This is a genomic window from Paenibacillus sacheonensis, assembly GCF_009909195.1.
Classification (GTDB): Bacteria; Bacillota; Bacilli; order Paenibacillales; family Paenibacillaceae; genus Paenibacillus_Z; species Paenibacillus_Z sacheonensis.
Map to the genome: position 1 here is coordinate 169,457 of NZ_JAAAMU010000002.1, position 14,736 is coordinate 184,192.

Consider the following 14,736-nt stretch of genomic DNA (forward strand, 5'->3'; position numbering starts at 1 on the left):
ATAGAATGGAGCATCAACCTAAATAGGCAGGTGTTCCGTATGGCTTTCCATTTTCAAAGTCCGGCCGTCATTCAAAGTTCGCGCGTGACGTTCCCGAAAGCCGAACTGTACGTTCCGGTCGTCGGCGGACTTCAGAATGCGTCGGCGCGCAGCGCCATCAACGATAAAATCCGCCAAACCGAACGCAGCCTCGTCCATGACCAAGGCTCGCTTTCCGACCCGAGAGCGGAAATGATCGGCTATTTCGAGACGAAAACGAACGAGAAGAACGTACTCAGTCTTTCGGTCTTCAACTATGCGTATACGGGCGGCGCGCATGGGCTGACCCTGCAGGAGTCCCTCACCTTCGACATGAAGACGGGCAAATCGTACACGCTCGCGGAGCTGTTCAAGCCAGGCAGCGATTACATGAAGCGGCTCTCGGATCTGGTGCGCGCCCAAATCGCGGCCAGACAGATCGAGACGTTCGAGCCGTTCAAGTCGATCCGTCCCGATCAGCCGTTCTATATTGCCGACCGTTCGCTCGTCCTGTATTTCGCGCTGTACGAGATTACGCCTTATGCTTTCGGTTTTCCGTACTTTCCGATATCCGTTTACGAGCTGAGCGATATCGTGAATCCGGGCGGACCGCTCGGCCGAATGGACGTGAACGACTAACCCACCCATCGTCATAAAGGAGTCAGCCATGATTTATGCGCTTATACTGCTGCTCGTTTGCGCGGCTATCCTCATCGTCGTCAAGCGGCGGCAGCGAGAGAAGAATAAGCCGTCCATCGTCATGCACGCCGCTATACCGCCAAAGCAGCACGGGCCGGATAACGTACTAACGTCGACCGGTCAGCATGCAAAGGCTGAACGCGCAGCGGAAGCGGCAGCCGGATATACCGTGTTAATCGCGGATGACCAACCCTTGATCCGTGCGATGCTGAGCGAGATGCTCCAGCAGGACGGAATTCTGGTCATCGAAGCCGCGAACGGCATCGATGCCGTTACGGCCGTACAAGAGCACTCCATCGATCTTGTGCTGTTGGACATGAATATGCCGGGCTTGAACGGCATGGAGGCGCTTAAATCGATCCGATCGCTTAACGCGCGCGTAGAGGTTGCGTTCATGACCGGATCCGTCGAGCCCGGCTTGAGGGCAATGGCCGAGCATTTCGGGGCCGGGACGTTTTTTACGAAGCCGTTCGATCTGGAAATCGTGAAAGCGCATGTTATAAACTGCCGGGATACGGTGAAATACAAGAATAGCGAAGGTTCATGATTGCAGTCGTCTAGGAGAATCTTGTGATCCGCTGGCTGAGAACTTGCCGGCGGATTTTTTGCTTTTCGAACGCTCGGGCAGTATTCGGCCGCGTGGACAGCTTGCTTGTGCTGACGGGAACGAAGGCTTCATAAAGTCAAGTGTGGGGGGTGCTGGCATGGTTTGGCTGTGGATCGGATGCGCGATATTTGCCGCCGTTTGCGCATTGTCGCTCTTATTGGCCAGGGAGGCGGAGCGCAACGCGATGCTCTCGCTGCATCAACCGCTGCGCCAGCATACGGCTTATGTACGCTATATGCGAGACAAGCATGATTTGAACGGGTTCGGCTTCGCGCAGCAGCTGACCCGTCATATGGGCGGGTTATCGACGTTCGGATTATCGTTTTCGTCCTTGCCGTTGATCGGAGGCGCTATTTTCCTGCTCGGTCCGGCGGTTGCGGCCGGGGGACCAGCGGTCATTGGCATCGGATGGCCGATTCTCGGGCTGTTCGGCCTCTTGACGGCCTGCTCCGTGGCTGCGTTCGCTTCGGCGATTCCGACGGCGGGAGGCTGCTACCACTGGTCGCTTGCGACGGGAGGCAGGCGGTCCGGCTTATGGTCCGGCTGGCTTCATGCGGCCGGCTCGGTGCTCCTGCTGGCAACGACGAACATCTGGCTCGCGGACTGGTTCTGCCGGACGCTTCAGCGGCTATGGGGCTATACCGGAAGCTCGGGCTTTTTTTATCTTGTGCTGGTCACGCTGTTCATCACGCAGGCAGCGGCCAATGCCAGGACCGGTCGTGTTTTGGGCCGGCTGATGTCCTGGTCGGCAGGGTTTCAGGTGGCGCTTCTGGCCGCGATCCTCGTGATCCTTGTGACAATCGCATGGCCGGGGCTGTATCCGTTTCAGATTCTGGGTTATACAGCGGACTTTTGGAATTCGGTGAATGGCGCAGGCGGAGGGGAGACGTCCGCGGTTCTGGGACTGCTGCTCCTGCAGCGGCTGTTCCTCGGCATCGGCGACGCGGCTCAGGCCGGGGAAGAGACGAGAGATCCGCGCATCGCGCTGCCGTGGTCGATTTATTTGTCCACTGCCGGGCTTTCGATTCTCGGCTTCGTCCTGTTCGCGTTCATCCTGCTGCATGCGCGCGTCGGATCGGAAGGCTTGCGCGCTCTTCCCGCGCTCGGCGATTGGCTGGTGGACGTCTGGGGGCGATGGGGAGACGCAAGCACGCTGTGCTTCTTCCTGCTCGCGATCGTTCCCGTATGGATGAACGGTTCGTCGACGATGGCAGCCGGATCGCGGACGCTCTTCGCGATGGCGCGCGACGAATCGATTCCGTTCGCGGGCAAGCTGTCCGTCGTCTCAGTTGATTATCGCGTGCCAATCCGGGCTGTGCTTGCCTTGGCAGCGGCAGCCGGCGTGATCGCGACGTTCTTCGTTATGACCGTACCCGCATCTTCGCTGCTTACAATGGTCATGCAGCTCGTGCTGCTAAGCGTCATCGCTATGCACGCCGCCTTGGCGATTCCGATCGCCGGGAGACTGCGGGAAACGCTTCAGGAATCAGACGCCCGGAAGGCGAGCTCCGGGATTCGAAAACGTTCGAAGCTGAGAGGACCCTGGGAGCTTGGGAAATACGCCTCGGCCGTCGATGCCGTCGTCGTGTGCTGGCTGACCGGCAGCGCTTTGCTTGCCTTGTGGCTGCTGAAACCGGCTGCGCTTCTGATCGCAGCGGGTTGTCTATTAGCGGGAGCCTGGTGCATCGAACGAAAACAGCGCAGCCTGCGCCGCAAGACGCCGGTCAAAATCGTCGGATCCTTACGCTTCGGCAGGCGGTCGATGGACGAATGTATCAGAATTGAGAGAAAATTTCCGCAATAGCAATTATTCGAGCTTCCCAAAATAGTCGTTCGGACGCGGGAAATGTTTGCCTCTAAAAGGGGAAATAATGAGTCGCAATCCAAAATCATTTCCCGGGTAAACGCAGGAAATAACAGAATCAGCGCGCTTTCGACACGGACTGTAACATCCTGCCTACGGCTTCGCTGCCGAAGTCCCGCTAAATCGCATGAAAGTTTGCCAGCCAACAGGCGGATCACGTATAATCTCGGTAATAACGGCTGCAGGAGGATCGGGAAATGGAACTCGGAAAGCTGGTTTCGCTTAATGTTTCCTTAGTGGAACTCATACCGTTCGGCAAGAAGGAAGTGGCGACGGGAATCAACAAGAAGCCGTTTGCAGGCGCGCTGCGCCTTGGCCGACTTGGACTGCCTGGCGATGCCCAGGGCGACACCGTTCATCACGGAGGGGCGGATAAGGCCGTTTGCGTCTATACGGAGGTGCATTTTCCCTATTGGACGGAGAAATGGGGACGTCCCGCGATTGCCGCCTCATTCGGCGAAAATTTCACCGTCTCCGCGCTGACGGAGCAATCCGTCTGCATCGGCGACGTGGTGTCGGTCGGACATGCGCTGCTGCAGGTGAGCCAGCCGCGCCAGCCATGCTTCAAACTCGGCATGAAGCACGGGCTGCCGAGCCTTCAACAGGATGTCGAGGAAACCGGCTTTACCGGATTCTATTTTCGCGTGCTGGAAGAGGGACTAGTAGCGCAGGGCGATACCTTAATACTTCGCAAGCGGCATGAAGCCGGCATCACGGTAGCTGAAGCCAACCGGGTCATGCATCAGGACAAGCGAGGGCGCGACGGGATCGCGAAGCTGCTGACCGTCGATGCGCTGTCGGAGAGTTGGCAGCATACGCTGCGCAGACGGTTGGCCGCGCTGGACAGCGAAGCCTAAATCGGAAGGACGACGAGTCACCATGGCGAAGAGGGCAGACGACGTATTTTCCGCAATCGTCAAGCGGTATCCGCTTCGGGAGCCGCTGCGGATCGAGCGCGAAGAAAGCGGCATGAACAATACGACCCGGATGATCTATGCCGCGAACGGGCGATTTGTGCTGCGCATATACGATAACCACAGAGACAGCGCGATCGCAGGCATCGAACACGCGATATTGTCGACGCTGCAAGAAGAAGGCCTGTCCTTCAAAGTCCCTAACCCGGCAGTCAACAGGGAAGGCATGACGATTACGAAAGGGCCGGATGCCAAGCTTGCGGCGGTATTCCGCTATATTGCAGGCGATCGGCCGACGGCAGAGATTCCGTCCCATATCGAAGGTTTGGGACGAGCAGCGGGCGAGCTGGTCCATTGTTTGGCCAAGCTGGATACGCTCGGTGCCTTGCAGCCGTTGTACAAGCCTTATTACGAATTTCAAGAGACGCATGCGGCGATGGACGACGACGCAATCCGGACCCTAAGCGCGAAGCTGCCGCTGACATCGGAACAGCGGGATAACGTGGACTGCCTGCTGCTCGTGAAGCGGCGATTAACGTCATTAATCGATCGAATCAGGGCGCTGCCGCATCAATGGGTTCACGGCGACATCGTATTCTCGAATGCGCTCGCCGACGGCGATTTCATCGTCGGCCTGCTGGACTTCGAGTTTTGCACCGTCGATGTCAGAGCGATGGAGGCAGCTGTCATGATCGCGGAATTTCCGAGCGCGGACGATGCCCAGGCGCTGGAGCGAATCTCGCTCCTCTGCCGCGGATTCGGCGAGAAGCAGCGGCTCGGCAGCGACGAGATCGGACTGCTGCCGGATTTGATCCAGCTGCGCATGATGGATGTTTGGCTCCATTTTGCGGGGAGGCTGTCGGAAGGGCTTGATTCCGCAGACGTGTGGCTTCATCAGATTGACCGGGTATCGTTCGTCTGCGAATGGGTGGAACGAAAACGCGCGGAATTGTATATGGCGTTTCGAGTTATGGAGGCGCGGCCGCTTGACTAGGGGCCGCGGGCCGAGCCCGGCGAATCATTCTTTGCGCGCAAAGAATGATTCGCCGGGCTTTTGTCATATAAATCTATGCAGGATGTTGACACGATTCTTTCGCGTCCGCAGGCGCAGCAGGAGGGGAACGAACGGATGAAAAGCACGGCCGAGCAGCTCGGTTACGGTCCGAACGAGCGCCTATTGATTATTAACGCAGACGATTTTGGCGTGTGCCATTCGACCAATCGGGCCATTCAATCGTTGTTGGACGCGCGCGCGGTTGCTTCCGCCACGATCATGATGCCCTGCGCCTGGGCAAGGGAAGCGGCGCTGTGGAGCGCGTCGCGCCGTCATTTGGATGTCGGGGTCCATTTGACGTTCACGAGCGAATGGGATGCCATGAAGTGGGGACCGGTATACCGCGGCGGCGCGACAATGTCGTTCACGACCGCGGAAGGCTATTTTCATAAAGACGCCAAAGCATTCGAACGCCGCGCCGATGCCGGGCAGGTCAGGCAGGAAATGATCGCTCAGATCGAGATGGCGCTCGCGATCGGCATCGACGTTACGCATGCCGACAACCATATGGGCAGCTTATACGGCTTGCAGACGGGGCGGGATTTTCTAGGGGACGTGTTCGACGTCTGCGCGCAATACGGCCTGCCGTTTCGCCTGCCTCGCTATTTGTTGTTGGAAAGCGGGATGCCGGCACCTCCGGAGCTTGCGGGCTTGGCGCTTAAGCAGGCGGAGGCGGCAGCCCGCAAAGGCGTCGTCGTACTGGATTATCTCGTCGGGCTGCCTTTCCGCGCAACGCCGCCCGAAACGTACGTGCAGTTCAAATCGCATATGATCGCGCTTCTGAAGCGGCTGAAGCCGGGCGTAACGGAGCTTGTCCTGCACCCCTCCTTCGTAACGGACGAACTGAAGGCCTTTCACGGCGAACCGGCGAGGCGAGGCATGGAACTGGATATATTCCGTGATCCGGAGATTCAAGATACGCTGCGCAAGGAAGGGATTCTCCAAATCGGCTGGCGGGAACTTCGGCAGCATCAACGCAAGCATAGAATTCCATAATCGGCGATCGGTCACCGGCAAGGCGGGAGAAACTGTTCCAGCCTTGTTCCTTGCAAGCGGACGAGCTGTACTATCACAGGCGGGCGGACAAAAAGCTGTATTACCGTTTCCGAGGGGCTGTTATGGAAATAAACGCTATTCGCCATCGTTTTCTAATGATATACTGACTGTTGTGAAAATAAAAAGTTTTCAGTTAATTCGGGAAGGGAGTGGAGCAAGTGGCAATACTTCCAAAGCAGAATGAGCTTGGATTCTTTGAAATTCGACTGGAATCGATCGGCGGTCTCGGTGCGAATCTAGCGGGAAAAATGCTCGCCGAGGCGGGCGTAGTTGGAAGCGGTTTCAATGGCGTGAGCTTCTCTTCTTACGGTTCGGAGAAAAAAGGTTCGCCGGTTAAGGCGCATATCCGTTTCTGCGATTTGGAGACGAATATCCGCGATACGACGCCTGTCGAACGCCCGCATATCGTCGGCGTGTTCCACGAGAACCTGTCCAAGACGGTTAACGTCATCAGCGGGATCTACGAAGACACCGTCGTCCTGGTCAACTCCTCCAAAACATCGGAGCAGTTGAAGGATAAGATGAAACTTTCCGCCGGTACGCTTGCCGTCGTCGATGCAACAGGGATTGCGCTCGAAGAAAACAACCGCGTCAACATGGCGATGCTGGGAGGCTTGTTCCGGCTTTGCGACTTCCTGGATTTCGAACATATGAAAGGCATTATCCGCAAATCGCTGGAGAAGAAGTATCCGCAGGCCGTCGATCCTGCGCTTCGCACGTTCCAGCGCGGCTACGACGAAGTCCGATTCCAGACGTTCGCGCTTCCCGAAGGAATCGCGATGCCGCAGCCGACGCGCTGGGATGTCCCGTCCCTCGGGTACCTGACGCAGCCGCTCGGCGGCATGATCGTCAATCCGGGCAACAGCGTCCTGAAGGACATCAGCATCTCGAGGCAAGGCATGATGCCGCACTTCGACGAAGAGAAGTGCATCCATTGCGCGGCCTGCGATACGGCTTGCCCGGACTTTTGCTTCGTATGGGAGGAACAGCCGGACAAGAAGGGACGTCCGCAGATGTTCCTGCAGGGCATCGATTATCAATATTGCAAAGGCTGCTTGAAATGCGTCGTCGCCTGTCCGACAGAAGCGCTCGCGTCCGAGCGCGAAACGGACGGCTACGGCGAAGAGCACCGCGTACCTCATAAGTTTAATTGGGCAGCAGCGAATTAACGTCGTCGTGTTTGACCGCACACGAAAGAGAGGAGCTTTCACATGGCCATCGAAATTAACAAAGAAGTGAGCACGGGCACGGTCGAGCAGCGGATGGTATACGAATCGGGCAACGAAATGGCGGCCTACGCCGCGCATCAAATCAACTATCACGTCATGGGCTATTTTCCGATATCGCCGTCTACGGAGGTCGCGCAATTCCTCGATCTCATGAAAGCGAACGGCCAGCACGACATCAAGCTGATTCCCGCTGACGGGGAGCATGGCTCCGCGGGCATCTGTTACGGAGCTTCCGCCGCCGGCGGCCGCGTATTCAACGCGACGAGCTCGAACGGTTATCTCTATATGCTGGAGCAAATGCCGGTCCAATCGGGCACGCGTTTCCCGATGGTCATGAATTTGGTCTGCCGCTCCGTATCGGGTCCGCTCGATATTCACGGCGACCATTCCGACTTGTATTTCGCCCTGAATACGGGATGGCCGATTCTCATGTGCCGCGATCCGCAGGCGGTGTACGACATGAACATTATCGCGCTGAAGCTCGCGGAGGACCCGGAGGTCCGGCTGCCGGTGCTTGTCGCTTCCGACGGGTACTTCACGTCCCATCAGAAACGCCGCGTGCAGACGTTCGCCCACCGGGCCGACGTGCATGCGTTCGTCGGCGAGCATTCGCCGGAAGGGTTCAAGCATGTGCTGGACCGCAACAATCCGATTACAGTCGGGCCGTACATGAACGAGCCCGATTACATTAATAACTGTTATCAGCAGTCGGTGGCAATGTACAATGCATCGGAAGTGTTCGACCGCATCCGCCAGGAGTACGCCGCATTGACGGGAAGGGACTACCAGATTCTCGACCAATACCGGATGGACGACGCGGAGGTTGCCGTGTTCCTGATGAACTCGGCATCCGAGATCATCAAGGACGTCGTCGACCAGCTGCGCGCCAAGGGCATCAAGGCCGGCTCCGTTGCGCCGAATATGATTCGTCCGTTTCCGGCCAAGCAAATTGCCGAAGCGCTTCGCAGCGTTAAAGCCGTCACGGTCGGGGATCGCGCCGATTCCTACGGCGGTCACGGCGGCAATATGACGAACGAGATCAAGGCGGCGCTGTTTACGCACGGCGTCAAGGATACGCTCGTCATCAGCCGGATTTACGGGCTCGGCGGCAAAGACTTCTACGCCGAGGACGGCCATCACTTGTTCGAACTGGCGATCGAGGCGGCGAGCACGGGCAAGGTCGACGTGCCGTTCGACTATTGGGGCCATTCGCCGGGCGACCCCGACAAAGCGCCGAAGCGCGTGCTGGAACCGCTGAAGTACGAGGATCTCAAGACGGGGCTCATTACCGTTGACCGCGATGAGGTTAGCGGCAAGCTGAAGGTGAAGGTGCCTCCGGTACGGCAGCTGACGAAGAAACCGAAGCGGCTGGCTCCGGGACACGGAGCATGTCCGGGCTGCGGTATTTTCTCCGGGCTGGAGCTGTTCTTCAAGGGCATCGAGGGAGACATCGTGGCCTTGTACCAAACCGGCTGCGCGATGGTCGTGACGACGGGCTTCCCGTATTCCTCGCATAAAGCGACGTACATTCACAATCTGTTCCAGAACGGAGCGGCCACGCTTTCGGGCGTCGTTGAAATGTTCTGGGAACGCAAGCGCCGCGGCGAGCTGGATCAATACGGCTTGAAGGACGACTTCACGTTCGTCATGATCACGGGCGACGGCGGCATGGATATCGGCATGGGGCCGGCAATCGGCAGCGCGCTGCGCAACCACAAGATGATCATTCTCGAGTACGATAACGAAGGTTACATGAACACGGGCGCGCAGCTGTCGTACTCGACGCCGCTCGGCCACCGTACCTCGACGTCGAACGTCGGGAAGCATCAAGGCGGCAAGCTCTTCCATCATAAGGATACCGCGCAAATCATGGCGGCCACGAACATTCCGTACGTCTTCACCGGATCGGAATCGCTGCCGCAGGATTTGCTGCGCAAGGCCGCGAAAGCGCAGTATTACGCGCAAAACGTCGGGCTGGTTTACGGCAAGATTCTTATTACCTGTCCGCTCAACTGGCTGTCCGAGGAGAAAATCGGCCAGACGCTGATCGACGAAGCCGTCAACAGCTGCTTCTTCCCGCTCTACGACGTGGAGGAAGGCATAACGACGATTACGTACAATCCGGAAGAGAAGGGCAAGCGGATACCGCTCGGCGACTGGCTCAAAAACATGGGCAAGACGAAGCATATGACGCGACCGGAGTATGCCGATGCGCTCAAAAGCTTCGAGGACGAAGTCGATCGGCGCTGGCAGCGTCTCAAGGCGAAGCACGAAAACATGTATCTGTAATTCGTTTTCTTCGTATTCTCTGTCCTCAAACAAAGGCGCGGCGTCGAAAGTGCCGGGTCTTTGTTTGCTTTCGGCAGGTAGCGGAGGATCCTGACGATTCTGGCTGAAAGGGGCATGATGGATGCCGATCGTATTGCGTCACCGCGATTCCGGGGAAATCGCGTGCGGCACGCTGAAGAACGTCTATGATTTTGCATATTATGGCGCGCTGTGGTGGGAGGATAACGAGACGGCGGAGCGGCAGGCGAGCGAGTCGCTGGCGCTTGCCGGCTACGAGAACGACGGCGGCTGGGACCTGCTCGAGGTCAAGGAAGAGCGGCTGAAGCTGTTCAACGTTAAGCTGAACAACGATGGCAGGCGCAGGCTGCAGCTGCGGCCGGACGGCATGATCGCCGTCGTCAAAGGCTAGATCTCGATGCGCGGGAGGGGCAAGCTCAAATGAATGAGACAAGCGTGGACAATTATTTCGCCCAGTTGAAGGAGCTGCGGACCGGCAGCGATCTGGAAGCGTTCGGCGAGTCAATGCGGCAAGCGGGATTCACGCCGATGCGGAAGTTTCTGGACGAATTCCGGGTCTATCTCCGCGCATACGAGGACGCGGAGTGCGGCGCGGCCGCGGAGCTGCTGCGCCGAGCGATGAAGGCCGTGCCGGAGCCCGGGCGCATGAGTCCGTCCTGGACGTACATATGGCGCGAGTATGACGGCATTGTTCGCACCAAAGCCCAGATCTTCCGGGATATTCCGGCATCGAGCCGGGATGGGGAGTGGCAGGTGCTGCTGGACAATCCGTTCTCCAATCAGAATATCGCCGTATATCCGGGTTTGACGTTTATCGAGGCGGCTTATATGTTCGCGTATTTCCGCACGGAGCTCGCGAACAACGAATATATTCGCCTGCAGAAAATCGCGACCGTCATCACGGTCTCGGGCGCCGATTCGGATGGCCTGCAGCCGATTGCGAGTCTCTGATTCGGTCCGTAATAAAAGGCTTTGATCCCGTGCAGTCGATTGGCTGCCGGAATCAAAGCCTTTTATGCTGCCGCCATTCGCGCGGTTTAGCTGCCGGCGCGGATGATGCCGTTTTGTATCAAGTGCGCGGCGATTTTGCGGCCATGGAAGCGACCGGATTCGATGAAGATCTCGTTCGCCTGGTGCCTCGAGGCGACGACGCCGGCCAAGTAGACGCCCGGCACGTTGCTTTCCATCGTCTCGTCGTTAAAGGTCGGGTAGCCTTCGTCTTCCATGGAGACGCCGGTTGCGTTCAGAAATGCCCGATCGGGATGGAAGCCCGTTAGCGCGAGCACGAAATCGTTCGCTAGCTCCTCGCGGTCGCCTGCATGCTCGATCGTTACGGTTCGAGGCCCGATCGCAACGACGCGCGAAGCGAAACGAATGCCGATGCGCCCTTTGCCGACAAGCCCTTCGAAGATCGGACGCACCCATGGCTTAATGCTGGGCGAGTATGTCTCGCCTCGATAAACGACGGTCACGCTGGCGCCGACGCGTTCCAGCTCCAGCGCCGCGTCGATCGCGGAATTGCTGCCGCCGATGATCGCGACGTTCATGCCCGTGTAGGGATGGGCTTCGCGGAAGAAATGGGTGACCTTGTCCATGTCTTCGCCGGGAATGCCGAGCACGTTCGGATGATCGAAATAACCCGTCGCGACGATAACCGCCTGAGCGCGATACTGCCGTGCTTCCCCGTAACGATCGGAGCTGCGGAGCACAAATCCGCCTTCCGCCTGCGGTTCGACGGCGGATACGCTCTCGTAGGCGTGAATGCGAACGTTCCGCCGAAGCGCGACCGTGCGGTAATAGTTGAGCGCTTCCAGCCGCGAAGGCTTCTCGCTCGCTGTCGTGAACGGGATATCCGCGATTTCCAGGTTGGCCGGCGTGCTGAAGAAGTGCATGTACGTCGGATATTGGGAGATGGAATGGACGACGTTTCGTTTCTCGATGATGAGCGGCGCGAACCCGGCTGCCTGCAATTCTATGGCGGCGGCGAGTCCGCACGGGCCGGCACCGATAATAATTATTTGTTCGTCTGGCATAAACATAATCATGATCAACTCCAATGCGCATAGGAAGGCTGAACAGCAATACTAGTTATTCTATCATAATCGCGCGCATGACGCGCGTTCGGAAGGCGGGAACGAAGGTGGGGAGATCTCGCAGCGAGCGGGGCTTCGGGAAGGCACTGAAGCCGTTCCGACCAAGTCGCTACGTTAGCGGCAACCGCCGTTCCGAAAGCATCCGGTGGATGCCTGCCTTGCGGAATCGAGCATTTGGCTCTGTGTCGCAGGAACAATATGTTGTATAATAAGCTCACACTGCTTTGAAGGGGGAGATAGAATGCGACGGCGATTCGTTATTGAAGCCGTAATGGTTGCTACCTATGGTCAATTGCTCGTGCCAAGCCGGCCGGTCGATTTTGTCTTGCCATATTCGACGATCATGGAGCTTTACGATATGAAAGATGGTTCGGAACCCGTCATGGACGATCCGGAGGACGATAAGCACGTGAAAGGCAAGATCCAAGAACTGATCGCGTTCTTCGAGGATCCGTTCAACCGCAAGAAAATCGAGCGCTCGCTGCAGATGCCTTGGCGCGAAAGCTCGCCGCTGCTGCTTAACGACCTGGTCCAATTCACGGTCGTGTACGCGGTGGACAATGCGCAATACGGCGAATATTTCGACCCGATCGAGACGGAGCTCCTGCTGACGTCCATGAAGCTTAGCGTGCCGCTTCTGTCGGACCAATTCGAATTCCAGGATAAGCTGCTGGAAGCCGAAGTTCCCGTTCAAGTGTACGATATCGAAGATTACGAATTCGCGGTCGAGCAAGGCATAACGGCCTCCGATTTCGAATCGATGCGCGATCTGTAAGCCTTGGGCGCGGCCAGCGCCGCGGCTACGGTCAGCGATTATGCTGCCTTTATGAAATAATTAATTTCGGCGGAGCCTCTTGCGCGCTGCTGGAAGTGATGATAAGATTTGGATGTTCAGGCGAATAATAACAATAAAAAGGAGGGCGATGGATATGATTTTCTTCTTCGTGAATGACGCGCAGGCGCGGACGACCAAGCTGAATCCAGTCCATCGGCCCGACTTCTTACGCATGAGACAGCTGTAGCCAGCTGCCCTATTACGTGCGCGTAAGGAGACTTTGAGCCATGAGGCTCGAGGTCTCCTTTTTTGTTGCCGTTCGCCGTGACCCGTTTTTGATAAAGGAGGAATACAGGCCATGAACATGATGCTTCGCTTGCTGAAGTATTTGCGGCCCAGTCGGAAATGGGTCGTCATCTCGGTGCTGCTGCTGGTTTTCGGCACGATCGTCGACCTGACGGCGCCTTGGCTGCTCAAAGAAGTGTTCGATAAGGGGATCGCCGACAAAAACGTAAAAATGGTTTTGGGCTTTACGCTTGCGCTGGCGGGCATCCAGGTGGCAAAAAGCATCGCGATGTTCGTGCAGGGCCGCTCGCAGGAGCTTGTCGGCCAGAACGTCATCTTCAAACTGCGCGAGGAGATGTACGCGCATTTGCAGCGGCTCTCCTTCAGCTATTACGACAAAGCGCAGACCGGGCAGCTCATGTCGCGGATGACCGGGGACATCGAGTCCGTGAAGAACTTCATCGGCTTCGGCGCGATGGCGATGTTTACGGGCGCCTTGACGTTCGTCGGCACGATCGGATTCATGCTGTTCATGAATTGGCAGGTCACCCTGCTCAGCATGGCGACCATTCCGCTGCTGATGTATGCCGTGTTCCGATTCAATAAGAAGGTCGGCCCGGCATGGGGGCAGGTCAGGGAACAGATGGGCAAGTTAACGACGACGCTTCAGGAGAATATATCGGGCATTCGGGTCGTCAAGGCATTTGCGCGCGAGACGGTGGAGCAGCGCAAATTCGAAGCGCGCAACGAGGATAACTTCGCGACCAACATGGATCGGGCGAAGATGGAAGCGGCCGCCTTCCCGCTGATGAACTTCTACGGCGGCATCGTGTTCGTGACGATGGTCTGGTTCGGCGCGTTGTACGTCGCGAACGACAAGATGTCTTTCGGCACGTTCATGGCTTTCCAGTGGTACACATGGGGCATTATCTGGCCGCTGAACATGCTCGGCTGGCAGATCAACATCATGCAGCAAGCGATGAAGGCGGCGCCCCGCGTATTCGAAGTGCTGGATACGCCGGTCGATATCGCAGCGGATGCGGGCGGCAGCCGGGACGTGAAGCGAATCGAGGGCAACGTGGAGTTCAACGACGTGGCATTCCATTTCGCCGATCAAGATCCGGATAAGGAAGCCGGCGTGCTCGAAGATATCTCGCTGAGCGTGCGGCAAGGGGAAGTGATCGCCGTGCTCGGCGCCACCGGCTCCGGCAAAAGCAGCTTGATCGCGCTCATGTCGCGTTTCTACGACGTCAGCCGCGGCGCGCTCCTGATCGACGGCGTCGACGTCAAGGATTACGAGCTCGAAGGACTGCGGAGGAAGATCGGCATCGTGCCGCAGGAGACGTTCCTGTTCTCCGCGACGATTCGCGAGAATATCGCTTACGGCGTGCCCGAAGCGACGCAGGAGCAGATCGAATGGGCGGCAAGCAAGGCGCAGATCCATTCGTTCATCGAAGGGATGCCGTTCGGTTATGACACGCTCATCGGCGAACGCGGGGTAGGGCTGTCCGGCGGACAGCGGCAGCGCGTCGCGCTGGCACGCGCGATCCTGATGGACCCGCCGATTCTCGTCTTGGACGAAGCGACGGCGAGCGTGGATACGGCAACGGAGTCCGCCATTCACGAGGAACTGCTTGAAGTCATGAAGGGACGCACGACGTTCATCATCGCGCAGCGCTTGTCTTCCGTGAAGCGGGCCGACCGCATCGTCGTGCTGGATCGCGGACGGATCGTTCAGCAAGGGACGCACCGGGAACTGTTCGCGCAGGAAGGATTCTTCCGCAGCCTGTTCCAGATGCAGGAGGCTGCCGCTTCGCGGTAAGATCCAAGGCCGG

Annotated in this window: 14 protein-coding genes; 12 read left to right on the forward strand and 2 right to left on the reverse strand. The window is 57.9% G+C overall.

Features of this window, described 5'->3' with window-relative positions; translation table 11 throughout:
* Window positions 1-39 precede the first annotated feature (39 nt).
* The 10 genes from GT003_RS03775 (at window position 40) to GT003_RS03820 (ending at window position 10,699) form a co-directional block, all read left to right on the forward strand.
* Window positions 40-657, forward strand: coding sequence for a DUF3298 and DUF4163 domain-containing protein (locus tag GT003_RS03775; protein WP_161694599.1), 618 nt, complete (start codon window positions 40-42; stop codon window positions 655-657).
* 28 nt (window positions 658-685) lie between these two features.
* Complete coding sequence (locus tag GT003_RS03780) at window positions 686-1,264, forward strand: response regulator (RefSeq protein WP_161694601.1); 579 nt, start codon at window positions 686-688, stop codon at window positions 1,262-1,264.
* A 157-nt stretch (window positions 1,265-1,421) separates the two neighbouring features.
* On the forward strand, window positions 1,422-3,128 hold the full coding sequence (locus tag GT003_RS03785; protein WP_161694603.1) for an amino acid permease: 1,707 nt from the start codon (window positions 1,422-1,424) through the stop codon (window positions 3,126-3,128).
* 257 nt (window positions 3,129-3,385) lie between these two features.
* Complete coding sequence (locus tag GT003_RS03790; protein WP_161694605.1) at window positions 3,386-4,045, forward strand: MOSC domain-containing protein; 660 nt, start codon at window positions 3,386-3,388, stop codon at window positions 4,043-4,045.
* Between the two features lie 22 nt (window positions 4,046-4,067).
* Complete coding sequence (locus GT003_RS03795) at window positions 4,068-5,096, forward strand: phosphotransferase (RefSeq protein ID WP_161694607.1); 1,029 nt, start codon at window positions 4,068-4,070, stop codon at window positions 5,094-5,096.
* A gap of 135 nt (window positions 5,097-5,231) precedes the next feature.
* Window positions 5,232-6,152 carry a polysaccharide deacetylase family protein gene (locus GT003_RS03800; protein ID WP_161694609.1) on the forward strand — a complete coding sequence of 307 codons (921 nt, stop codon included), beginning with the start codon at window positions 5,232-5,234 and terminating at the stop codon, window positions 6,150-6,152.
* A 218-nt stretch (window positions 6,153-6,370) separates the two neighbouring features.
* Window positions 6,371-7,381, forward strand: coding sequence for a 2-oxoacid:acceptor oxidoreductase family protein (locus GT003_RS03805; protein ID WP_161694611.1), 1,011 nt, complete (start codon window positions 6,371-6,373; stop codon window positions 7,379-7,381).
* A gap of 42 nt (window positions 7,382-7,423) precedes the next feature.
* The gene (locus GT003_RS03810; RefSeq protein ID WP_161694613.1) at window positions 7,424-9,730 is read left to right on the forward strand and encodes a thiamine pyrophosphate-dependent enzyme; all 2,307 of its coding nucleotides are present in this window, start codon (window positions 7,424-7,426) and stop codon (window positions 9,728-9,730) included.
* Between the two features lie 121 nt (window positions 9,731-9,851).
* Window positions 9,852-10,139, forward strand: a complete 288-nt coding sequence (locus tag GT003_RS03815) for a hypothetical protein (protein ID WP_161694615.1) — start codon at window positions 9,852-9,854, stop codon at window positions 10,137-10,139.
* Window positions 10,140-10,168: 29 nt separating this feature from the next.
* Window positions 10,169-10,699, forward strand: a complete 531-nt coding sequence (locus tag GT003_RS03820) for a hypothetical protein (RefSeq protein WP_239565614.1) — start codon at window positions 10,169-10,171, stop codon at window positions 10,697-10,699.
* Between the two features lie 86 nt (window positions 10,700-10,785).
* Here the strand turns inward: GT003_RS03820 and GT003_RS03825 are convergent, their stop codons facing one another.
* Complete coding sequence (locus tag GT003_RS03825) at window positions 10,786-11,781, reverse strand: YpdA family putative bacillithiol disulfide reductase (RefSeq protein WP_161695293.1); 996 nt, start codon at window positions 11,779-11,781, stop codon at window positions 10,786-10,788.
* A 301-nt stretch (window positions 11,782-12,082) separates the two neighbouring features.
* Between GT003_RS03825 and GT003_RS03830 the strand changes: the two genes are divergently transcribed.
* On the forward strand, window positions 12,083-12,616 hold the full coding sequence (locus GT003_RS03830) for an ADP-heptose synthase (RefSeq protein ID WP_161694617.1): 534 nt from the start codon (window positions 12,083-12,085) through the stop codon (window positions 12,614-12,616).
* Between the two features lie 49 nt (window positions 12,617-12,665).
* Here the strand turns inward: GT003_RS03830 and GT003_RS03835 are convergent, their stop codons facing one another.
* A complete protein-coding gene (locus GT003_RS03835; protein WP_161694619.1) occupies window positions 12,666-12,830 on the reverse strand; it encodes a hypothetical protein in 165 nt (54 codons plus the stop codon).
* A 144-nt stretch (window positions 12,831-12,974) separates the two neighbouring features.
* On the opposite strand from GT003_RS03835, the gene GT003_RS03840 reads away from it, so the two are divergent.
* Entirely contained in the window at window positions 12,975-14,723 is a 1,749-nt protein-coding gene (locus GT003_RS03840; RefSeq protein ID WP_161694621.1) for an ABC transporter ATP-binding protein, read from the forward strand.
* The last annotated feature ends 13 nt before the right edge of the window (window positions 14,724-14,736 follow it).

Excerpts from the sequence above, each read along its gene's own strand:
- GT003_RS03795 (WP_161694607.1), top strand. The coding sequence starts at position 4,068 with ATGGCGAAGAGGGCAGACGACGTATTTTCCGCAATCGTCAAGCGGTAT.
- GT003_RS03825 (WP_161695293.1), bottom strand. The coding sequence starts at position 11,781 with ATGCCAGACGAACAAATAATTATTATCGGTGCCGGCCCGTGCGGACTC.
- GT003_RS03810 (WP_161694613.1), top strand. The coding sequence starts at position 7,424 with ATGGCCATCGAAATTAACAAAGAAGTGAGCACGGGCACGGTCGAGCAG.
- GT003_RS03840 (WP_161694621.1), top strand. The coding sequence starts at position 12,975 with ATGAACATGATGCTTCGCTTGCTGAAGTATTTGCGGCCCAGTCGGAAA.
- GT003_RS03800 (WP_161694609.1), top strand. The coding sequence starts at position 5,232 with ATGAAAAGCACGGCCGAGCAGCTCGGTTACGGTCCGAACGAGCGCCTA.
- GT003_RS03790 (WP_161694605.1), top strand. The coding sequence starts at position 3,386 with ATGGAACTCGGAAAGCTGGTTTCGCTTAATGTTTCCTTAGTGGAACTC.
- GT003_RS03780 (WP_161694601.1), top strand. The coding sequence starts at position 686 with ATGATTTATGCGCTTATACTGCTGCTCGTTTGCGCGGCTATCCTCATC.
- GT003_RS03815 (WP_161694615.1), top strand. The coding sequence starts at position 9,852 with ATGCCGATCGTATTGCGTCACCGCGATTCCGGGGAAATCGCGTGCGGC.
- GT003_RS03785 (WP_161694603.1), top strand. The coding sequence starts at position 1,422 with ATGGTTTGGCTGTGGATCGGATGCGCGATATTTGCCGCCGTTTGCGCA.
- GT003_RS03830 (WP_161694617.1), top strand. The coding sequence starts at position 12,083 with ATGCGACGGCGATTCGTTATTGAAGCCGTAATGGTTGCTACCTATGGT.
- GT003_RS03775 (WP_161694599.1), top strand. The coding sequence starts at position 40 with ATGGCTTTCCATTTTCAAAGTCCGGCCGTCATTCAAAGTTCGCGCGTG.
- GT003_RS03820 (WP_239565614.1), top strand. The coding sequence starts at position 10,169 with ATGAATGAGACAAGCGTGGACAATTATTTCGCCCAGTTGAAGGAGCTG.
- GT003_RS03835 (WP_161694619.1), bottom strand. The coding sequence starts at position 12,830 with ATGGACTGGATTCAGCTTGGTCGTCCGCGCCTGCGCGTCATTCACGAA.